Origin of the sequence: Streptomyces sp. URMC 129 (assembly GCF_051386415.1) — a bacterium.
Classification (GTDB): domain Bacteria; phylum Actinomycetota; class Actinomycetes; order Streptomycetales; family Streptomycetaceae; genus Streptomyces.
This window is the reverse complement of record NZ_JBPQTQ010000125.1, coordinates 1-19,452: the sequence shown is the minus strand read 5'-3', so window position 1 is coordinate 19,452 and position 19,452 is coordinate 1. Positions and strand designations below refer to the sequence as shown.

The 19,452-nt window shown below is 72.5% G+C and carries 28 protein-coding genes; 3 read left to right on the top strand and 25 right to left on the bottom strand.

What is annotated here, in order from left to right; translation table 11 throughout:
- Positions 1-260: 260 nt before the first annotated feature.
- The 25 genes from ACSNOC_RS22535 to ACSNOC_RS22415 form a co-directional block, all read right to left on the bottom strand.
- Entirely contained in the window at positions 261-1,616 is a 1,356-nt protein-coding gene (locus ACSNOC_RS22535) for a hypothetical protein (RefSeq protein WP_436749363.1), read from the bottom strand.
- Positions 1,609-2,115: a hypothetical protein gene (locus ACSNOC_RS22530; RefSeq protein ID WP_436749362.1), complete on the bottom strand. Its 507-nt coding sequence runs from the start codon at positions 2,113-2,115 to the stop codon at positions 1,609-1,611. Before ACSNOC_RS22530 ends, ACSNOC_RS22535 begins: the two co-directional genes overlap by 8 nt.
- A complete protein-coding gene (locus ACSNOC_RS22525) occupies positions 2,112-2,498 on the bottom strand; it encodes a DUF6915 family protein (RefSeq protein WP_436749361.1) in 387 nt (128 codons plus the stop codon). Before ACSNOC_RS22525 ends, ACSNOC_RS22530 begins: the two co-directional genes overlap by 4 nt.
- Entirely contained in the window at positions 2,495-2,782 is a 288-nt protein-coding gene (locus tag ACSNOC_RS22520) for a hypothetical protein (RefSeq protein ID WP_436749360.1), read from the bottom strand. The genes ACSNOC_RS22525 and ACSNOC_RS22520 overlap by 4 nt, the downstream gene beginning before the upstream one ends.
- A complete protein-coding gene (locus ACSNOC_RS22515; protein WP_436749359.1) occupies positions 2,782-3,564 on the bottom strand; it encodes a hypothetical protein in 783 nt (260 codons plus the stop codon). The genes ACSNOC_RS22520 and ACSNOC_RS22515 overlap by 1 nt, the downstream gene beginning before the upstream one ends.
- Positions 3,561-3,980, bottom strand: coding sequence for a hypothetical protein (locus ACSNOC_RS22510; RefSeq protein ID WP_436749358.1), 420 nt, complete (start codon positions 3,978-3,980; stop codon positions 3,561-3,563). Before ACSNOC_RS22510 ends, ACSNOC_RS22515 begins: the two co-directional genes overlap by 4 nt.
- Complete coding sequence (locus tag ACSNOC_RS22505) at positions 3,980-4,441, bottom strand: hypothetical protein (RefSeq protein ID WP_436749357.1); 462 nt, start codon at positions 4,439-4,441, stop codon at positions 3,980-3,982. Before ACSNOC_RS22505 ends, ACSNOC_RS22510 begins: the two co-directional genes overlap by 1 nt.
- 5 nt (positions 4,442-4,446) lie before the next feature.
- Positions 4,447-5,550: a hypothetical protein gene (locus tag ACSNOC_RS22500; RefSeq protein ID WP_436749356.1), complete on the bottom strand. Its 1,104-nt coding sequence runs from the start codon at positions 5,548-5,550 to the stop codon at positions 4,447-4,449.
- Positions 5,551-5,761: 211 nt separating this feature from the next.
- The gene (locus tag ACSNOC_RS22495; RefSeq protein ID WP_436749355.1) at positions 5,762-6,247 is read right to left on the bottom strand and encodes a single-stranded DNA-binding protein; all 486 of its coding nucleotides are present in this window, start codon (positions 6,245-6,247) and stop codon (positions 5,762-5,764) included.
- A 112-nt stretch (positions 6,248-6,359) separates the two neighbouring features.
- Positions 6,360-6,815 (bottom strand): hypothetical protein, encoded by a 456-nt coding sequence (locus ACSNOC_RS22490; RefSeq protein ID WP_436749354.1) that lies wholly within the window; start codon positions 6,813-6,815, stop codon positions 6,360-6,362.
- Positions 6,812-7,504 carry a zinc finger domain-containing protein gene (locus ACSNOC_RS22485; protein WP_436749353.1) on the bottom strand — a complete coding sequence of 231 codons (693 nt, stop codon included), beginning with the start codon at positions 7,502-7,504 and terminating at the stop codon, positions 6,812-6,814. Before ACSNOC_RS22485 ends, ACSNOC_RS22490 begins: the two co-directional genes overlap by 4 nt.
- Positions 7,505-7,676: 172 nt before the next feature.
- Entirely contained in the window at positions 7,677-7,994 is a 318-nt protein-coding gene (locus tag ACSNOC_RS22480) for a hypothetical protein (RefSeq protein ID WP_436749352.1), read from the bottom strand.
- A gap of 581 nt (positions 7,995-8,575) precedes the next feature.
- Entirely contained in the window at positions 8,576-8,920 is a 345-nt protein-coding gene (locus ACSNOC_RS22475; protein ID WP_436749351.1) for a hypothetical protein, read from the bottom strand.
- Between the two features lie 69 nt (positions 8,921-8,989).
- A complete protein-coding gene (locus ACSNOC_RS22470; RefSeq protein WP_436749350.1) occupies positions 8,990-9,340 on the bottom strand; it encodes a hypothetical protein in 351 nt (116 codons plus the stop codon).
- 23 nt (positions 9,341-9,363) lie between these two features.
- Positions 9,364-9,660, bottom strand: coding sequence for a hypothetical protein (locus ACSNOC_RS22465; protein ID WP_436749349.1), 297 nt, complete (start codon positions 9,658-9,660; stop codon positions 9,364-9,366).
- 2 nt (positions 9,661-9,662) lie between these two features.
- Positions 9,663-9,959: a hypothetical protein gene (locus tag ACSNOC_RS22460; RefSeq protein WP_436749348.1), complete on the bottom strand. Its 297-nt coding sequence runs from the start codon at positions 9,957-9,959 to the stop codon at positions 9,663-9,665.
- Positions 9,956-11,674, bottom strand: coding sequence for a DNA cytosine methyltransferase (locus ACSNOC_RS22455; RefSeq protein WP_436749347.1), 1,719 nt, complete (start codon positions 11,672-11,674; stop codon positions 9,956-9,958). Before ACSNOC_RS22455 ends, ACSNOC_RS22460 begins: the two co-directional genes overlap by 4 nt.
- 2 nt (positions 11,675-11,676) lie before the next feature.
- Positions 11,677-12,288: a hypothetical protein gene (locus ACSNOC_RS22450; RefSeq protein WP_436749346.1), complete on the bottom strand. Its 612-nt coding sequence runs from the start codon at positions 12,286-12,288 to the stop codon at positions 11,677-11,679.
- On the bottom strand, positions 12,288-12,584 hold the full coding sequence (locus tag ACSNOC_RS22445; protein ID WP_436749345.1) for a hypothetical protein: 297 nt from the start codon (positions 12,582-12,584) through the stop codon (positions 12,288-12,290). Before ACSNOC_RS22445 ends, ACSNOC_RS22450 begins: the two co-directional genes overlap by 1 nt.
- Positions 12,584-14,062, bottom strand: coding sequence for a UvrD-helicase domain-containing protein (locus ACSNOC_RS22440; RefSeq protein WP_436749344.1), 1,479 nt, complete (start codon positions 14,060-14,062; stop codon positions 12,584-12,586). The genes ACSNOC_RS22445 and ACSNOC_RS22440 overlap by 1 nt, the downstream gene beginning before the upstream one ends.
- A 70-nt stretch (positions 14,063-14,132) precedes the next feature.
- Entirely contained in the window at positions 14,133-15,449 is a 1,317-nt protein-coding gene (locus ACSNOC_RS22435; protein WP_436749343.1) for an AAA family ATPase, read from the bottom strand.
- Positions 15,446-15,895 (bottom strand): hypothetical protein, encoded by a 450-nt coding sequence (locus ACSNOC_RS22430; RefSeq protein ID WP_436749342.1) that lies wholly within the window; start codon positions 15,893-15,895, stop codon positions 15,446-15,448. The genes ACSNOC_RS22435 and ACSNOC_RS22430 overlap by 4 nt, the downstream gene beginning before the upstream one ends.
- On the bottom strand, positions 15,892-16,038 hold the full coding sequence (locus ACSNOC_RS22425; protein ID WP_436749341.1) for a hypothetical protein: 147 nt from the start codon (positions 16,036-16,038) through the stop codon (positions 15,892-15,894). The genes ACSNOC_RS22430 and ACSNOC_RS22425 overlap by 4 nt, the downstream gene beginning before the upstream one ends.
- A 75-nt stretch (positions 16,039-16,113) precedes the next feature.
- Positions 16,114-16,341, bottom strand: a complete 228-nt coding sequence (locus ACSNOC_RS22420; RefSeq protein WP_436749340.1) for a hypothetical protein — start codon at positions 16,339-16,341, stop codon at positions 16,114-16,116.
- Positions 16,338-16,589, bottom strand: a complete 252-nt coding sequence (locus ACSNOC_RS22415) for a helix-turn-helix domain-containing protein (RefSeq protein WP_436749339.1) — start codon at positions 16,587-16,589, stop codon at positions 16,338-16,340. Before ACSNOC_RS22415 ends, ACSNOC_RS22420 begins: the two co-directional genes overlap by 4 nt.
- Before the next feature lie 307 nt (positions 16,590-16,896).
- Between ACSNOC_RS22415 and ACSNOC_RS22410 the strand changes: the two genes are divergently transcribed.
- From ACSNOC_RS22410 to ACSNOC_RS22400, 3 genes are read left to right on the top strand one after another with little or no spacing between them, the layout of a single operon-like run.
- Positions 16,897-17,343: a helix-turn-helix domain-containing protein gene (locus tag ACSNOC_RS22410; RefSeq protein WP_436749338.1), complete on the top strand. Its 447-nt coding sequence runs from the start codon at positions 16,897-16,899 to the stop codon at positions 17,341-17,343.
- Between the two features lie 29 nt (positions 17,344-17,372).
- Positions 17,373-17,738, top strand: coding sequence for a hypothetical protein (locus tag ACSNOC_RS22405; RefSeq protein ID WP_436749337.1), 366 nt, complete (start codon positions 17,373-17,375; stop codon positions 17,736-17,738).
- Positions 17,738-19,333 carry a recombinase family protein gene (locus ACSNOC_RS22400; protein WP_436749336.1) on the top strand — a complete coding sequence of 532 codons (1,596 nt, stop codon included), beginning with the start codon at positions 17,738-17,740 and terminating at the stop codon, positions 19,331-19,333. The genes ACSNOC_RS22405 and ACSNOC_RS22400 overlap by 1 nt, the downstream gene beginning before the upstream one ends.
- Positions 19,334-19,452 lie beyond the last annotated feature (119 nt).

The window sequence follows — 19,452 nt, the reverse complement described above, 5'->3', positions numbered from 1 at the left end:
GCGTGGCGGGGGGCGGGGTGGTGATGGGCATTTCAGGACTCCTCTGCTGTGTCGGGGGAAGAGCCGCATTCGGGACACGGCCCGTCCTCCATGGCGGCGCACACAACGCACGTGAGCGGCTCATCCGGCTCGGTGGCGGCATGGTGGGTGACGTCTGTTCCGCAGTACGCGCGGTTCGGGTCGCAGTGGTAGACGTGGGCGAGGTCGTCGCCCACGGCGGGTGCGGGGATGGGAAGTTCATCGAGCCAGCCGAGCACGGGTCAGCCCTCCGCCGTGGCGCGTGTCGGGTCGGGGTGGATGATGAGGTTGAGCGCGCGCGCCCGCTGCCACACACCGCACGCGGGCGCGGGTTCCTGGCCGGGCAGGTACAGGCGGCGCACGCCGCCGTCACAGACGCGGCACCACGCCATGTGCATCGCGCTGTGCGGGTCCGGCATGGTCTGCGGCCGGTGCTGCTCGACCAGATCGCGCAGCAGACCGGACGCGGGGGACGCGGCCCGGCGGCGGGCGGAGAGCCACGCCGACCGGTACCGGGCGGCCTCCGCCGCGAGCCGCTCGATGGCGGCCGGGATGTCCGGCCAGTTGTCCGCCCCGGAAGCGTCCCGCGCGCCGTTGAGGTAGCTCGCGGCCCGCGCGAAGTCGGCCTCGTGCTCGCGGAGTCGATCGTTCAGCTGGTCCGCATCGCGGCTCGCCCGGTCCCGCGCCGCGTCGGCATGGTCCCACTCGGCCTTCGCGTCCCGGGCCAGGCTGTGCCTGTCGGCGGTGATGTCGATGAGGTTCCGCCAGGTGTGAGGGTTCCCTGCCCCGCGCGGGGCGAGGCCGAGCACGCGGGCCAGGCCGCGGCGGTACTCGGCGTCCTGTCGCTCGGCGTTCGCGATCCAGTCGGCGTACTCGGCGACCCGCTCGCGGATCTGGTGGGCGTGCTCGGTCAGCTCATCCCACGTGGCCTCAGGGTCCAAGGCCAGGGCGCGGGCCAGGGCCGCGCGCGTGCGAGCGCCATCACGGTCCCGGTCGATGCACTCGGCCTTCCAGCGGCGGGCTTCGCCGATCACGGCGGCGGCGCGGCGCTCCGCCCGCTGTATCCGAAGCTCCGCGCGCTGTGCAGCGTGGGCGGACTTCCGAAGGTGTTCCGGCAACTCTCGCAGCGCGTCCTCGGCCTCGGCGCGGCCCTTCCGCGCGGCTTCCCGCTCGGCCTCGGTCCGCCGCGCGCGGGCCTCGATCCCGGCCTGCTCGGGCTTCAGCCCGTAGTACATGCCGAGGTGGGTCCACACGTCCGCCCACGTGCGCGCCTGGCGGATACGGTCGAGGGTGGCCCGTGCGGCGGTGGGGGTTTGCGCGTGGAGCCTGAGCGCCGCGGCGGTAGCTTCTCCGCCCTGCTTCTCAGCGGCGGCGAGCTGCTCACGCAGGCGCGCGCGCTCTGCGACCGCGCCCCGGGCACGCGCCCGGTTCGCGTCGTTCTCGTCGCACTCGCTCATCACGTGGGCGCGGAGCGCGGTCGCCTCGGTGCGGGACAGCACGCCGCGCTCGCCGCGCGACAGCAGCACGAGGAGCATGTCCCGGCGGGCCGCGCGGTCGGTGTCCTCAGCCGCGGTGTGCGAGTTGGCGGAGTCAGTCATGGTCGTAGGACTCCACCTCTATGCCGTCGCGGCGGACGGTCACGCTGGCGTGGTCACCGAACGCCTGAAGCAACACGTCGTAGAACTCGCCGCCTTCAATGGCGGCCCCGAGCGCGCGGCAGCGGTCGTAGCGGGCCTTGTCCGGGCCCACGTAGTCGCCCGGCACCCACCTCCACCCGGCCGCCGTCTCCGGGGCCGTGGCCCTGATGTACGGCACGTTCCCGAGGCTGCGGTGCGTGCCGTCCAGCCATAGCTCGTACCTGTCGTCCACGTCAGTGTCGGCGTCGGTGCGCACCCACACGCCGTAGGCGGAGAAGACGCAGGGATCGCCGTCGTTGAAGTACGGGGTGTACTGGCGCCACCCGAACTCGACCACGCTCGGGTCATCGAGGACGGCCTGAAGGATCGGTTGCAACTCCTCGATGGGGCGCTGCTTCTTCCGGTCCTGGCCTATGGTGATGTCGCCGTGGACGGGGATGCCGAGAAAGTTGGTCGTCACTGGTCGCCTCCGGGGGGCCGGTTGAGAAGCAGGTGAGAGAGAGGGACGGTCTTGCGCTGACTGCCGGACATCCACGGCCGGATGGGCATGCCGTCGATGTAGTCCGCGGGCGAGGGCAGCCAGCCGAGGTCTTCAAGCACGTGCTGTTCAGCGACGAGGCGCACAGGCACCTGCACGGTGCTGCGGGCCTTGGGCACGTCGAGCGTCACGCCGAAGATCCGCTGGCAGAGCCAGATGCCCTCGGTGTGGTGGTACAGGGAGCGGTGCCGGACGTCGCCGATGATCCGCTTGCTGCTGTCGATGAACTCGTGGACAGGCAGGTAGAGGTCAGGGGCGCCGCCCCATTTGCGGGCGCTGCTTTGGGCGTGGTGCCAGGAGTTCACTCGCCGCCTCCGAGCTGGTCTCGGTCGGCGTTGAGGAGCTGGACGAGGTAGGCGGCCACCTCCGGCGCGAGGGCATCGATGATCGGCTCGGGGCAGCACGAGTACGCGCCGGGGTCGGCCTGGTCGTGGTCCTCATCCGGGCAGACTGGGGCGATGAGCGTGTACACCTCCTCGGCGAGGCCGAGTTCGGTGACGATGCGCCACCCGGGCGCGGGGCTGCCGGTGGTCTGGGCGAGGTAGCGGCGGGCGGCCTCACGCGGGTTCGGCGCGGTGACGGGGCTCATCAGCGGTCCTTCCGGGGCTCGGGTTCGGGGTGAAGCTGATCGGCGTAGGCGGCGAGCAGGCCAGCGGCGCGGGTGACGCCCTCGGCTGTGCGCTGTCCGGCGTCGTCGTAGACGGCGCGGTGTTCGGCGCGGAGCAGGTTCGCCAGCTCCCGGGCGTGGACGGCGACGAGTTCGCGGAGTTCGGACGCGCATGGGCAGGCCGGGCAGTCCATCAGCGCGGCCGGGTTGGTCAGATGCTGTGCGTGGCCGTGCGGCGGGTGACCGCAGTTCTCGCAGATGGGCGGCGCGAGCGTCGGGCAGGTCGGGCAGGTCATGCAGCACGGCCCGCAGTCCTCCGGGTCGCAGCAGCCATCCGGCTTGTGCAGGTGGCAGCACGCGGCCTCCTCGGTTAGGAGGTTGTTAGGAGGCGCGCAGATGCGGCAGCGTCGCCCAGCCGGCCGCTGCTCGGCTGCGGACGTGTTCGCGTGGCGGAGGTATGCGGCGAGCCCGGTTGCCGGGGCGCGGCCCTCGTCCGGTTCGGTGCGGCGCAGGAAGTCTGCGGGGTCGTCGGCGAGGGCGAACAGGTCGGCGGCCACCGACCGGCACATGGTCGGCTCGTTCTCGGCGGCGTCGGCCCAGATCCCGGCGGCGCGGCGCAGCGTGTCGGCGATCAGCTTGTGGTCGCGGCGGGTCTGGATCTCACGGGCCTTGGCGTGGAGCTGCTCGAACGCGGCGAGTGTCGCCGGGGATTCGCCGCCGCCGGGCGGGGTGGGCGTGTGCTGCTCGTGGTCGGGGGCGCTCATCGGTCACGCTCCATAGCGGTGAGGGCGCGCACCGACACAGCGGCGGCGACATCGGAGTCGGCGAGGGCGAGCAGCGCGGGGGGCCAGCCGTCCGGCAGGTTGACGGCGAGCCAGCCGGTCAGCCACTCAGGGCGGCGGGCCGCGCCGTAGCTTCCCTCCACGATCAGGTCATCCCAGCTCGCCGAGGTGATCGTCTTCCCGGCGGTGCCGGAGACGAGACGGCGCGGCCCGGCCACCGCGACGTACGCCCACTGGCGGGCCCGCTCGGGGGTGTGGAGGCGGGTGAGGCTGAGCGTGACGCGGCGGGGGATCACGGTCCGGCCGGTGGTGGGGTCGTACAGGTCGGGGAAGTGGTGGGGCAGGGGCGCGGTGATGGTGGCGCGGAGTATGGTTTCGTCGGGGCGCGCGGGCAGCATCAGCCCTCACCTGCCTCGGCGGCGGCGGCGCGGCGCAGGCGGATGATCGCCTCTACCGCGCCGTCCTCCTCGTGCACCGGCCAGTCGGCCGCCTCCATCTCGTCCGCGATCTCCCGCAGCACGGCGGCGGGGGTGGGGCGCGGAGGCGCAGCGCTGCGGAACTCGTGGACCGCGCCCCGGGCGACCTTGGACGCCAGCGTGCTGATCAGGTCGGCGCGCTCACGGCGCGCCCGGGCGCGGGCGGTCGCCCGGCGCTTCTCCTCCTGCCAGGCGGCGGACCGCTCCTCAGCGGCCCGCTTCTCCAGCCAAGCGACCGTCGCGTCCTGCGCTTCTCGCAGCACCTCGGCGCGGTAGGCGTCCAGGGCGGCCGTGACCTCGCGGGGAGTCCAGACGGTCATCTGTCCCCGGTCCGTGCGGACCATGACGGCCAGCACCTCGCGGGGGCTCATCGGCTCAGCCACGGCCCTCACCAGTGCACCGGGCCTTCGCCGCAGTCGCACGGCCCGGACAACCCCTCGTCGCCCTCGTCGTCCTCGTCGCCCTTGACGGGCCGGGTGCAGTCGGGGCAGCCCTCGCGGCGCCCGCGATGCTCCGCAGGCAGCCCGGAACGGTCGTAACCCTCGTGCCGCTCGGTGTCGTCGGCCGGGCCGATGCCCGGCTTACCCGTGCCGTCGTAGGCGGGGCGCGCGGTGCACGACAGGTCGCCCCCCTTGCCGTGGCGCCACCGCCCGCCCTCCGGGTGGCTCGGCTCGGCCTCCCACCGGATCACGGTCTCGCAGGTCAGGCACACCGTGTGGAGATCCGCGGCGTGCGGCGGGCAGAAGTCGCCGGCCGGGCCGCAGTACCAGCCGAGGCGCCGCATGCGCGCGCGGGCGACGGTGTCCACCGCGTAGTCGGCGGTGGCCTCGGTGCCGCACCGGTCGCAGCGAACGGTGATCCGCGAGCGGTACGGCTCCGGCTCCGCGTCGGCCAGCTCCGCCGACTCCGGCTTGTCCGCGTCCTCGGCGAGATCGGTGAGGGCCTGAAGACCCGCGCGGAGCGTGACGGCGGCGCTGGCGAGCGCGCCGACCAAGGGCGCCTCGTCCACCTCGATCACGTGCACTGCGGGCCCGCGTTCCGCGGGCTCCACCGTCTCGCCGGGGCGGCGGTCGATCGCCTCCACCCACGCGGCGGCGGTCGCGCCCAGCCGCACCAGCTCGGCCCGCAGCCGCGCCCGGTCCGTCTCGGCCGACACGATGGCGACCCGCTCGCGGATGACATGCCGCCACGTCAACAAGCCGCCCGCGTCCGCGTTCTCCGCGCCGAGGCGAGCCAGCCTGGCGAGGGAAGCGAAGCGCGGGCCGGTACCGTCTGGCAGTTCGCCGCCGGACTCGGCACCCTGCCGGGCACGCTCGTCCGCGAACTCCTGCGCCCACGCAGGCAGCACGGGAATCGTGGTCGGCTCGGGCACGTCGGCCCGGACGACCGGCGTGTCCCCGATCAGGTCAGCCGAGTTGAGCAGCGCGTGCAGGGAGCTGGCCGGTATCTGGAAGCGGGCCAGAGATCGAGAGCGGCGGCGGAACGGCCACATGGCGTCTCCTCGGGGTCGGGTGCGGGGTTCGGAAGCGCGCAGAGAAGAAGGGGAGAGGGGCCGGGGGGCGCCCCAACGCGCGGGCGCGGGGCGGCCCACGACCGGTCGGCCGGTTGCGGGGTGCCTGACGGGTCAGAACCAGATGTTTCGGTGGTCGTCGTCGGGGCCGGGCTCGGGCTCGTTCAGCACGGGCGTCCTCCTCCCTTGTCTGTCAGAACGGGGGCTCGTCGCTGTATCCCCCGGCGGGAGCGGGGGCGTTGGTGGCCCAGGGGTCGGCGGCGGGCTGCTGGCGGGCCGTAGGGCGCTGCTGTTGCCCGGTGGGCTGGCCGTTGGTGGCGGCGCGGGTGACGGTGGCGGTCGCGCGCAGGAGGCTGGGGCCGATCTCGTCGGCGTCCAGCTCGAAGACCGTGCGCTTCACGCCGTCCCGGTCCTCGTAGGACCGCTGCTTCAGTCGGCCTTGGACGATGACGCGCATGCCCTTGGTGAGGGACTCGGCGACGTTCTCGCCGAGGGAGCGCCACGCGGAGCAGGTCAGGAACAGGCTCTCGCCGTCCCGCCACTCGTTCGCGGCCTTGTCGAACACGCGGGGCGTGGACGCGATGCGGAACTTGGCGACCGCCGCCCCGGCGGGGGTGAATCTCAGCTCCGGGTCGTCAACGAGGTTGCCGACGACGGTGATTAGGGTCTCGCCTGCCATGGCATTCCTTTCATTCACGACCGATATGATTCGTTCGCGCTCGAATCATATCGGTCGTGGGGGTGCCCGGATAGTTCGCGGGGCACCCCCACGGGTAACGGTTGGGTCTCGGTCAGTCGCGGGTGCCGTGGCCGTTGACGACGTGGCGGGCGACCGGGGGCCGGGTCATGAGCCGCTCCACCTCGTGCAGCTCCATGGCGCGGGCCAGTCGGGCGGCGCGGCGGTTGCGTTCGGTCTGCGCGGCGAGCTGCTGCGCGAACCGCTTTTCGCGCTCGGCCGCGATCCGCTCAGCCGCGCGGCGGGCGGCGAGCGCGGGCCCGTCGTACACCTTCCACACCTGCCACACGGAGTGCCCGGCGTGCCGCTCCACGGTGGCGACGGCGCCGCGCTCGGCGAGGACGCGCGCCCAGCGGCGCGCCTTGGCCCGGTCGTACGTGGACTCGGGGCCGGTCACGGTGCCGTCCGGCCACTGGGCGGTTACGCGGTACCCGCCCATGTTGCGGGTTCGGTCGCCGTCGCGGTTGCGGCGGCGGTGGCGGGCGCGTTCTGCGGAGTGGTGGTACCTCACGGGGTGGCTCCGGTGTGCTGGGGGGCGGGCGCGGTCAAGGTGGCGGCGTAGTCGTCCTTGCGGGTGGCGTGGACGTCGCGCAGCAGCCGCCCGGACGGGGCGCGGCAGGGCTGGCCGCGGCGGGCGCGGCACCGGTCGTAGCGGCAGGGCACGGCGGCGATCTCGGGTCTTTCGTGCCGGCGCCGGCCGACTCCGGCGGCGGCGAGCAGCGCGGCGGCCTCGGGGGGGATGCGTCGGCCGACTCCGCTGAGGGTGTCGGCGAGCGCGGGCGCGGGGCCGCCGGCGCCCAGTTCGCGGGCGCGGGCGGGCGGGGCCTGCCCGGTCATGACGGCGGCGCGGCGGGCGGCAAGGGCGCGGCGCCATGCGGCTTCGTGGTCCGGGTCCACCGGGGGCACGGGGTCGGTGTGGTCGGCGATGGCGGCGTGGCGGTAGTCGGCCCACCGCGCCATCACGTGGTGGGGATCGATCGCCCAGTAGCGGGCGCTGTTGTCGCCGGCCTGCTCGTAGTACGAGCGGGCGGCGCGGCCGATGTCCCATCCGCCGGGGGTGGTGGCGGGGATGTCGGCGAGGGCCTCGTGCCAGGTGTCGATCAGGGCGTGGGCAGCCTGGGGGTCGCCGAGCTGGCGGCGGACGCGGCTGTCCACGCTGCCGATGGCGGCGAGCAGTGCGGCGGTTTCGACGCGGTTCACGTTGTTGGCTCCGTTCGTCGGGCGCGGGCGGCTCGCCGCGCGCGCATGCGGTCGAGGGTCTGGGCGGCGGTGGGGGGCTGCCAGCGGTGCAGCCCGGCGACGGGGTGCCACTGGGAGCCGTGGTGGTGCTGGGCGTCTCCACACCAGCGGCAGCCGGACGGCTCGGGGGCGTTCACCGCGCGCCCCCGGTGGCCGGGTCGCTATGCGGCGGGGCATCCATGGCGAGGGCCTGCCGCAGGGCCTCGCGGTGGTCCATCGGCGCGCCGGGGCGGCGGTAGCCGTGGAGTGGCACCACGTCCGCCCCGGCGGCGGGGCGGTGGTCGAGGTCCCGCCAGACGGCGAGCCAGTAGCGGGCGGGTTTGGCCGGGGCGCCGTGGTGGGTGCGTTCGGCGGCGAGGGCGACGAGGGCGTCGGCGCCGTGGCGGCCGATCAGGTCGTGCAGGGCGCGTTGTTCGTTGGGGTGCAGGCTCCACCGGGCGGGCTGGGGCACTCCGGCGGCGGTGAGGGCGTCGCGGAGTGCGGCGAGCGTGCGCAGGACTGCCGAGGCGGTCGGGGCCGCGTCGGGTGCGGGCGGCTGCTCTTGTTCCTGATGGTGTGTTGGTGCTTGCGTTATGGGGTCCGGTTTTCGGACCCCCCCCGGTCCGAAAACCGGACCCCCGGGGGTCTCGTTTCCGGACCCCTGGGGGGTATCCGTTTCGGGCGCAGGGGGTCTGGTTTCCGGACCGGGGGTCCGGTTTTCGGACCCCTTCCGGGAGCGCGCTTTCGCACGCCGAGGGGTGGACGATTCGGGCACGGGCCGCACATGGCCCACCGCGAGGGGGAGGCAGTAGACGGTCTCCCCGTTCGGCCCCCTCTCGTCCGGCACGATCTTCAGCTCGCCGCCGTCGAGCAGCTTGTCAACCGCCTTGATGACGGAGGAGCGCGCCGCGCCGCTGCGCTGTATGAGCATGGCCGTCCCGGCGTACGCCCGGCAGCGCTCATCGGGAGCCTTGTCCGCGATCGCGAGCAGCACCAGCCGGGCGACGCCCTTGGCGGCGGAGTGCGTCCACACCCAATCCATTGCGTCGAGACTCATGTCATGCACCAGCCGGAGTCGCACCCGGCGTCGTCGTCGGCCAGCGGCAGCAGATCCACCCCGTCCGGAATGGCCTCGGCCAGCGGCCGACCGAGGCCCGTCAGGTACGCGGGATCCCGGCCGAGCCGCTCCCGCCGCTCCACCAGCGTGCTTTCCAGCTCGCATGCGCGGGCGAACAGGCGGGGATGCTCGGCGATGTACGCCAGGGTGGCGGGGTGCTCGCTGTCGTCGCCGACGTTGGCGAACAGGAACGTGCGGTAGTCGATGACGCCTTGACCGGCGAGGACGAGGAGGGCGGTGGACTGCTGCCCGCCGCCGAAGGAAATGACGCGGATGCCCACGAGCGGGGCCCTTTCATGTGCTGGGCGCCCGGGGCGGGGGGCTCGTCGGCCGTCCCCGCCCCGGGGCCGTCAGGGGTGGGCGTGAGGCAGGACGTCCGCGAACGGGCAGGCCCGTTCGGGATCAATCGCGCCGTGGCGGTAGAGCACCCGGGCGGCGGCCCTGGCCTCCCTCACCGTCAGGTCGTGCACCGTGTAGAGGCGGTCCCACCCCACGTCGGGCAGCTCGTCGTGCAACTCCTCGGCCACCTCCAGCGCGCGGGCGACGGTGGGCCAGCCGCGGGCCAGCGTCGCGCCGGTCGCAGCGGCGATGACGTATGCCCGGAGGGAGCGGTGCCAGTACGTGTACAGGCCCGGGTCGTCGGGGTAGAGGGGGGCGGCCAGCACCGACGACGCGGCGCTGAGCGGGCGAAACGGGACCACCAGCCGCAATGGCGCCCCGGCGCTCATACCTCGGCCCCGGCGGGCTCGGGCGCGGGCTGCCCGGTCTCCGCTTCGTACAACTCGCGGCAGGCGCCGCAGTCGCACGTACGGCCGAGCCCCGACACCACCTCGCCGGGCGGGACGATCGCGGCGACGGGCCGCCCGGCGGCGTCCCACGTCGGCACCACCTCGGGCGCCGTGTCCTCGGTGGGCCCGCAGTCGTTCGCGTCGCAGCCGCGGCCGGCGAGGCAGCGGATGGGGGCGCCGCCGTGCCGGAGGGCGATGTGTCCGCACGGGCAGCGGTGATCGATAAAGGCCATGGTCAGCTCCTTGGGGGGCGGGTGGCGTTCTGGGCGGCGCGGTAGGCGGCCGGGTTAGCGCGGCGCTTGCCGGACGCGACCGCGCGGTTGTCCGCGACGGCGGATGCGTTCTGCGGGCTGGGCGTGGTCCAGGCCCCGGCGGGGAGTCCGGGCCCGGGTTGCGGCTCGGGGCGTCCGGCGCGGGCGGCGGGGGTGTGCTCGGGGCAGCACCAGCCGTCCGGGTAGAAGACCGCGGGCCGGGGCGGGTTGGGCGGCAGGCAGCGGGAGCACAGACGCAGGGGCCGCGCGGGCGGCGTCACGACACGGCCTCGGCGTAGCGCTCGATCTCCTCGCCCGTGATGGCCTCCACGAGCGCGCACACGAGGATCTCGGCGACGTTGGGCGTCACCGCGTTGCCGTACTGGCGGACCCTCTCCCTTTTGCTGCCCAGCACGATGTAGTCGTCCGCGAAACTCATGGCGCGGCCGATCTCGTGGGGTTCGAGCATCCTGAACAGCACGTCATCGAGGTCCACTTCGCCGCCTTGGACGAGCGCGTACCGGTCGCGGGTGGATAGCGCGCCGACTGGTTCGGCCACGGTGCGGGCGGTCCCGGTGCCGTAGTACGGCACGAGCAGGTGCTGCCACGTGACGAGGGACTGATGCCCGGCCGTGGTGAGGGTCCGCAGCGGTTCGGCGACGGAGGTGCAGTGTTCGCCGCCGTCGCCGCGACTGCCGTTGTTCCGCATCACTATCGCGGCGGGCGTCACCAACCCGTGGTGGTTCCCGGATGCGGTGACGGTGGCCAGCGCCTCCGTGACGGGGCGCGCGACGGAGCCGCCGCCGCGCAGCTCCGCGACGAACGGCAACCACGCCAACCCCGTTTCGTTCCGGGCGGTCTGTGTCCTCAGCGGGGCTGTGGCTGGGGCGGGCTCCTTGCCGTCGCGGCCCTCAACGGGGATCAGCAGCGGCGGAATCGCGAGCCCGTCATTTTCCCGCGTGGTACGGGTCGGCATCGGCTCGGCGACGGAGGTGGCCGCGTCCCGCCACGTGCCGCCAGCCGGAACCATCACGGGGTGAGCGAAGCGCTTCAACCCCGCCTCGATCCGGGCCATGGTCTTCTCGGCCAGCGGCTTGGCGCGGTCGCCGATCCGCTGCCCGGGAATCGTCCAGTCGATCGCGGCGGCGGCAGGCAACACGGCGGGCTCCACGACGGTGTTGCGGCACAACACGGAGGGGCACCGGTACACGTACTGAGAGCGGTAGCGGCCCATGTCCCGACCGGGCGCCTTGAACACCTGCGAGGCGTGCACCCACGCCTCGCAGCGCGGGCACCAGGCGCGCGGGCGCAACCACTTGTCCCAGTCGGGCGACCGCCCCAACGACCGGTGCCAGTAAGCGACATACAGGCGGTCCCGGGACTGCGGCGCCTTGTGCACGCTGCGCGGGTCGGCGTGCATGGAGTTGAGCGCGATGACGCGGGTGTCGTAGCCCAGCTTGCGTATCTCGCCAAGCCAGCGATCCCACTCGGCCCACGCCCGCACGTCCACGACGTTCTCGACCACGCCCGCCTTGACCAGCCCGCCGCGCTCGATGACACCCCGCAGGTACAGCGGAACCTCTTCCATCAGCGCCCGGGATTCCTCCTCGGGCGACGGCTCGTCGTCCTCCTCCCGGCCGCCGCCGGGGGTGAACTTCTCCGCCTCCCGCTCCGCGAGGAGGTCGAGCAGGTCCCCCTGCACCGCCTGCTCGAAGCTGCGTTTCTTGCCCTTGGCGATCGACCAGTTCGTGCACTCGGGGCTCGCCCAGAACAGGTCCGTGACGGGCCAGGCCCAGACCGGGGCCCTGCGGATGTCGCCCCGGTAGTGGTCGGTCTGGGGGAAGTTCGCGGCATGCGTCTCAATCGCGCGCGCCCAGTGGTTCGCGGCCCGCGTCACGCGGACACCCGGCACAGCGTGCGCGCCCTGCGAGCTGCCGCCCGCGCCACAGAACCAGTCCATGAGGGTGAGCCCGTCAAAGTCGTGTCGGTAGCCCATGGTCAGGTCTCCTCGGGAGTAGTGCTGCCGGTAGCGAGAGTCCGGCCGCAGCCGCAGACGGCGCGGCCGTCGCGGGCGGTGACCTGCCGCCAGGCGTGGAACGGGCACGGGCCGACCAGCCCGGCGCCCGGGGGGTGTCGGGTGATCGCGGTCCGCGGCGCGTACGGGCCGCCCATCGCCCGCAGCGGGTGCGCGTCGCCGCACGCAAGGCACTGCCCGACGCACCCGCCCGGCAACTCCGCGAACAGCGCCGTGCGGCTGCCGGGGCAGATGCGGGGCGGCGCCAGGTGCCGGGGCGAGAACAGCAGCGCCCGCCCCGGCGGGCCGCCGCCGACCTGGCCGGCGCCGACCGCGCGGCCGTCGCACGTCGCGCACACCGGCAGCCCGCCCGGCGTGTCCGCGCCGAGGAACCTCCCAGCGCGGGTGCTGCCGCCGACGAACTGCCCGCACCACACCGTGTAGGAGGTACGGCCGTCCGGGTAGCGGACCCCGGAACGGGGCCGGTGCCAGCGGGACATGCCCCGGGTGCGCACGAACGCGGGCGCCTCGCCGAGCGCCTCGACGTCGAGCGGCACCGCGCCGCCGGTGATCGGGGGAAACAGGGAGACGGCCATCAGCGCACCGCCCCTTGGTGCTGGCGGGTGGTAACGCCGATACCGGTGCCCTCCCGGAAGAGGGCGCGTACGTCCGCTGCCATCTGCGGGCGGTAGGTCCGCACCTTGGACAGCGACACCCGGGGGGCCTGCTTGCGGTGTGTGCCGCTGGTGAGAGCCGCGTACAGGGCGTCACTCGGCCCCTGCCACGCTGCGCCGCCTCTGAGAGCTGCCGAGGCCAGGGCCATGCACAGCGGGCAGAAGCAGCCCCATATCTCGCTCTCGTAGAGGTCGAACCGGTTACGGTTGGCGGCCATCAGTCGCACACCGCCGTCACCTGGTCCACCCACGCGAGCGCGTCGGCGTCCAGCTCGCGGCGGGCCCGCGTCACCGCCACGTACGCCAACCGCCCTTCCTCGCGGCGGAGCATGATGTTGCCCGTCTGGGGGTCCGGCTTGGGCGGCAGGAAGTCCGCGTTGATCCGCACGCGGTCCCACTCGCGGCCCTTGGCCTTGTGCACGGTGGAGATGACCAGCTCGGCGGACTCCTCGGTCACGAGGGCGTCTGCCGCGCGCTCGATCGCCTGCGGGCCGTACGTGTCGATCAAGCCCACGAGCACCTTCAGTGCCCCGTCCTCCTCGGCCGCGTACTCGCGCACTTCGGCCCATGACCCGAATGCGAGCAGTTCCGGGTGATCGGTCGGGCGGTGCTCCATGAGCGCCTGCGCGGCCCACGCAAGCCGCTTCGCTTCGTCGCCGCCGCCGACCAGCGCGACCTTCCGGCCCTCGCCGATGGCCTCCATCACGAGCTGCATCGCCCCGGCGTTGGTGCGGCACAGGATCGCGTCCGGCTGCCCGGTCAGCTCGCCGACGTGGGACTCTGCGCGGTCCCAGCCGCGGAGCCTCAACGGCGCGTCGATGATGCGGAGCCACCGGTTTGCTTCCTCAGCGATGGCCGGCCCGAACCGGAAGCTCTGGGAGAGCGTGAGCGTCTCGGCGCCGAGCTGCTCGCCGAACTTGTGCAGCGCGTCGCGCGCCCCGCGCCATGAGTAGATCTGCTGCGCGGAGTCGCCCACGGCGATGCGCTGCGCGTGGTCCTGGCTCATGAGCACGTCGCTGAGCACGTCGTTCGTGTCCTGCGCCTCGTCCAACAGCACCACGTCGAACGGCAGGCGCGGGCGGCCCAGCGCCCACAGCTTCAGGTAGTGGTCGTGGGACATCTTCAGCACGCCGGACGGGTCGGTGAGGTCGGCCCACGCGGCGTGTGCGACGGGCAGCACGAGAGCGAGCAGCGCACGGCGCGGCTCCTCCCCGGTCAGCCCGACGTAGGGCGGGACGTGCTTGGCTCGGATCTCCGGATCGGCTGAGTAGCAGAACCGGGTGATGGTGTCGAGGGCGGCGCGCATGATCTGCCGGGGCAGCATGGCGCGCAGCGTGCCGAGGTCGGTCTTGATCGCCGGAGCAGCGCCGACGATGCCCAGCACCTTCTTGACGCCGAGTGCTTCGGCGGCCTTGTGCGCGGTCTGCCGGGGCTGGTTGATGCGCGGCAGGTACGTCGGGTCGAACGCGAGGCCGTGGCCGGTCTTGGGGGTGACGTTGCCCGGCATGCTGCGCTTGGCGTCGTCCGCGATCGACCGGTTGTAGGCGACGTACACCATCTGGCGGCGCCGGTCGCTTCCGGCGATCAGCTTGAGCGTGCTGGACTTGCCGCAGCCGGCGCCCGCCTGCATCACCATGTCCACGCCGTCGCCGTAGGTCGCGATCGCCTCGGCCTGTTCGGGGGTGGGTTCCACCACCGGGGTTCTCCTCTCAGGGGATGGGTGCCGGGCCCCGTGTGGGGGCAGGGCCCGGCGGCGGTGGTGGGGATCAGGCGGCGGCGGGAGCCGTACGTGCGGCGTCCTCGCGGGCCTTGGCGATCGCCTTCCGGAAGCCGTCACGGTCCGGGGTCTGGCCCTGCTTGGCGTAGAGGCTGAGCATGTCGAGCAGGTCGCTCGCTTCCTGCGCGGTGAGGTCGTTCGCGGTGGGCACGTCACGGCCGACGATCACGCTCGTGACGCCGAGGCGGTCATCCCTCCCGGTGACGCTGAGCGCGTTGAACATGGCGTGCATGGCCCGCATCTGCGGGGGACCGACCTGCGCGGCAGGCTGCTGTTCGGCGGCGGGGGCGTGCGTCTGGGGCTGCTCCGCAACTTCGCTCACAACCCGGTCCATCATCCGTTCCATCTCGGCCCGTTCGGGGGAAACCTCGGCGGGTGCGGAGACGGACGGCGGCGGGACGGGGGTCGGCTGCTCGGACGGGGCGGGCCGCACGGCCGTCCCGCGCTCCGCGATCAGCTCGCCCAGCGTCGCCGACACGTTCGTCACCGGGTGCGTAATCGGGGCGTCCAACAGACGCCGCGCCTTGGCCCGCGCGTGCAGCTCCAGCGCCGCCGGGTACGTCAACCCCTCCGCCATCACCGCGTCCACCAACGCGGCCACCGGGTCAACGCCCTGCCCGAGCTGGTCGAGAATCGTTTCCCCAACATCCTCGCCCGGGTGATGGATGGTCAGCCCGTCCAGCGGCTCGTACCGGGTCTTCGTGACGGTGGCGGTCCCCTCCACCATGTCCATCAAGACGTCAAACTCGTACTCGGCACCCTCACGCTGGACGGGCTTGACCCCTACCTTGGTGACCTTCTTGCCCTCAATCACGTAGTCGCCCCGGGCGCGCATCGTGACGATGAGATGGCCCCGGAAGTTCAGCAGCGCGTCGTACATGTCCTGCTCAATGGGGTTGGCGTCGCGCCAGGCGCCGAACTTGCCGCCGTGCGTCTTCTCCCCGGTCCTCTCCACGATTTCGAGCAGCCCGCCGCGCCCATTCCAGAAGTGCGAGAACGAGTCCACGATCAGCACGGCAAGGCCGGCGGCCTCGGCCGCGGCAACCACCTGGATGAGCTGTCGCGGGTCGTGGGTGTCCATCGGCAGGTGCGCGAACTCGTGGCCCCCAAGGTCGGGACGGCCAGGCACCGGGGCGTACTTCAGCGCGCTGCGGCGCTCCGTGTCCGCCAGCCCGATGGCCCCTCCGGCGGCCAGGCCGGCCGCGATACGGAGCGCGCTTTTCGTCTTGCCGCACCCGGACGGGCCGACAAGGGCGATGCGCGCCTTAGCGGCCTCGCGCGTGGCGGGGGCGAAGCTGAAGTTCATCGGCCGGTTCCTTTCGGCGTGTGCGTGATGGCGTAGCTGCCGGGGCTGTTCCAGATGGCGTCCACGCGGACCTTGACGACGGCCAGGGCGGCGAGGGACAAGGCGGCCAGGGCGAGGGCGATCACTCGTCCCCCTCGGCGACGGTCAGAGCCAGGTCGGCGGGGGCGAGGGGACGCGGCTGCTCCGCGAGATCGCCCGTGGCGAGGGTCGCGAGCTGCTCCCGCTGCCAGTCGGCGGAGGGCGACGCGGGCGGCGGCGACCGTGCCGCACTCCCGGCCGTGCGCGTCCCGCATCAGCACGCGGCGCAGGCGCCGACCCTGGTACCACACGGGGGTGATGAGCACCGTCGCGGCCTGCGGGACGAGAGCCGTTATCGCGGTGACGGCGGTGATGTTGACACCCGGCCGGGCCGGGCGGGTGGTGCGCCGGGGCAGGTGCATGGTCACCGCGCCTCCATGCTGGCCATGTAGATGTCGGCGGCGCGGGACAGGGCCGCGAGCCGCTGCCGCGCGGGCAGCGAGCGCAGCCACGCCCACAGGGTGGGCACCTCCCGCGCGGGGAGGCTCGGGGTACGCTGTCGGTGTTCCATCAGTTCCTCTTCTCGGGGTTCTGGTCGCGGGGCCGTCCGGGTGCGATCCGGGCGGCCCCGTTGTCGTGCCGGGGGTCACGCGGCGGTGGGGAGCTGCGCGGCGGCGCGCTCGGCCGCCATGGCGTGCAGGCGGCGGAGCGCAGTCTCGACCTGCTCGGCGGTCCGGCTGGGGTCTCCGGCGGCGACGTGCTCGGCCCATTCGCGGATGGGGGTGCGGTCACGCTGCTCGCGGGCGGCGTCGAGGACGGCGCGGGCCTGCCGCAGCGCGTCGGCGTGCGACACCACGTGCCCGGGGGCGGTCATGCCTGCGCCTCCTTCAGGAGCTCCTCGGCGGTCAGGCCGTAGGCGCGGGTGACGGCCGCGATGGTCTGGGCTCGGGGCTCGGCGTGGCCGTGCCACAGGCGCCACGCGGTCGGCTGTGCGATGCCGGTGCGGCGGGCGAGGTCGGCGGGGGTGGTGTCTCCGACGCGAGCGGCGGCGGCTCGGAGGGCGGATCTGTCGTACGGCGCCGAGTCGGCGGACGACTCGGCGCGGCGGCCGGTGCGGGCCATGGGACACTCCGTTCGCGAACGAATTCTTTCGTGCGCGAACGAATCTAACATACGGTAGTAGCGATGGGAACCCTGTGCGGGGCGCGCGGGGGTATCGTGTAGGCGTACGGTCAAGTGTTCGAAACTGATGCCCGAGTGATCCCCATTGACACTGGGCCGATGGGGGGAGAGGATCGGCGGGATCTAGGCAACGTCGCACGTCAGGAGGGGGGCGATCATGGACGGTCGCGTACGCGTCACCCTGCGAAGGGTGGTGAGACGCATGTCACAGAGTTATTCGTGCGCGAATGAAGGGTATAATTCACGCATGAATGATTCGGCTGCGCTGTCCCCCCAAGAGTTCGGTGCGTGGCTGGGCGATCAGCTCGCCAGCCGCGGGTACGACCCAAAGCGGCGAGGAAGGGCCGCCGCGTTCGCCGCGAAGTCCGGCATCAACCCCGCCACGCTGTCGCAGATCCTCGGCGGACGCCGGACCAAAGCGCCCGACGTCCGCACCCTCTCCCAGCTCTCCGAGGCGCTGGGAGTGCCCCTGGCGCTCCTCCTGATCCGCGCCGGACACGCCACCCCCGAGCAACTGGCAGACATCCACAGGCCCGAGGGTGGCCACCTCACGCCCGAACGGGCCGCCGAGGAGCTGGGCATCACCACCCCCGAACGCGTACAGGCATTCGCCCACATGGTCAAAGCGTTCCGGGAAGCGGAGCAGCTCCCGCCGGCCGCCGCCGACGATCCACCCCGCACAGCGCACCAGTAGCACCACCGCACCACGGAGGCACCCGCACCATGTACATCCCGAGAGCAGCCCAGGCCGCGTACCTCATGCCGGGGGTGGCGCTGCTCGCCGCCGCAATGGTCCACGTCGAAACCGAGCTGCGTCTCTGCCTCGGCGCGGGCGTGCTCACCCTCGGGGGACTCGTCATCCTCGCCGCGCAGTACGTGCGGCAAGCGGCTGGCGATGACCGCGGGGCATTCTTCGACGCGGGCTACCGAGCCGCCCTGTGCCACGTCAAGCGTGGCCTGCTCGCCCTCCCGCCCGGCGTCGGCGACCCCCACGACCCCCAGGGACTGACCAACGCCAAGGTGCGCCACCTCCGGCCCACCCGTAAGTCCGGCCCCGAGCCCCATGAAGGGGAAAGGAAAGCGCAGTAATGAAACTACTGCCAATAAAAGGCTCGGAATCGGATGCCGATTCCGAGCCTTTTATTGCCTATATTCGCGTCTCGACATGGAAAGAGGAGAAGATATCCCCCGAACTCCAAAGGAAATCCATAGCCGAGTGGGCCAAGCGTAATCGCAAACGCATCATAGACTGGGTCGAAGACCTCGACGTCTCCGGTAGGACGTTCAAGAGGAAAATCACGGGGGTCATCAACCGGGTAGAGGCAGGCGAAGCGCGAGGGGTAGCGGTCTGGCGATACAGTCGATTCGGCCGTTCCCCCTACGGCAATGTCAAGAACCTCGCACGACTCGAAGAGGCCGGTGGCCAACTGGAATCCGCCACCGAGCATTTCGATTCGAAAACCGCGATGGGGCGTTTCCAGCGAGATCTCACAATGCGCCTCGCGGCGCTTGAGGGCGAGCTGATAGGCGAAACGTGGACCCAGACACTACAGCACCGCATATCCCTCGGCCTTCCCCCGCACGGCCGACCGCGGTTCGGCTACATCTGGTACCCCCGGCGCATTCCTGACGGCAAAGGCCAATTCACCGTTCAGGATGAGCGATACGAGCCCGACCCCGAACGCGACTGGGCGGCCGACGACCTGTACCGCCGCTATGTCGCAGGCCAAGGATTCGGGGCGCTGGCGAAATGGCTCAACGCCCAAGGGCTTACGAACGGGGTCGGGAACCCCTGGTCCGCATACGCCGTAGCGTGGTACATGGACTCCGGGTTTGCGGCCGGATACATCCGCGTGCACAACCCGGAATGCGGATGCGGAGACAAGGTGAAATGTCGAAATCGGATTCTGGAAGAAGGGGCACACCAACCGATACTCGGCGGCGGGGATGAGCAAGCGGCCGAAGAACTCTGGACGCAGTACCTCGCTCGGCGTGCCGAGGTGAAACGCAACCCGCCTCGCACGCGCGGGGAGGCGGCGTACATCCTCACCGCGCTGGTTAAGTGCGGCCGATGCCGCGGCGCCTACCGCATAGCCCAGCGGGACACCTCCTACTGCGTCCGCCGCGAAACCCATGGCACGACCGTGTGCGCCGCGCCCAACGCCTCCAAGGCGGCCCTGGAGGCCGCCGCGATCGATTTCCTGAGGGCACAGGCGGCCGATATCGACGCCCTACCGGCCCAGCGGCGTGCCGAGGCCCAGCGGCGCGCGGACGACCTTGCCGAGCGGCGCACACAGCGGCAGGCCGCTCTCACGCGGCAGCTCGACGGCGCGAAGCGCGCCCTGGTGCAGCTCGCGATCAACGCGGCGAAGCGCCCCGACCAGTTCACGCCCGAGGTAGTTGAGGCCGCGCGCGCCGAGCTGGAGCAGGAGCGCGATGCCGCGATGGCCGCCCTCGCCGACCTGGAGGCGGAGACGGAGCAGCCCACCGTCACGGAGTACCAGCCGCTGATCGTCGGCCTCCTGGAGGAGTGGGGGACGCTCCCGGTGGCGGTGCGTAACCGCATCCTGAGGCGCCTCCTGCGCCGTCTGGTGGTGGACGGGGGGCAGGTAGTGGCGCACCCGGTGTGGGAGCCAGATCCGTGGGCACCGGCCGCAGACGGTGAGGGTGTGCGGGCCTCCTGACCTGCTCGTTTATGTCGCGGCAGTGCTGCGCCCCATAAGGAGGAATGTCATGTGACACTCCCCCTTATGGGGCGCCGGTTCGGTCGCACGCCGCCGACACACTGTGCGCGTAGCGTAAC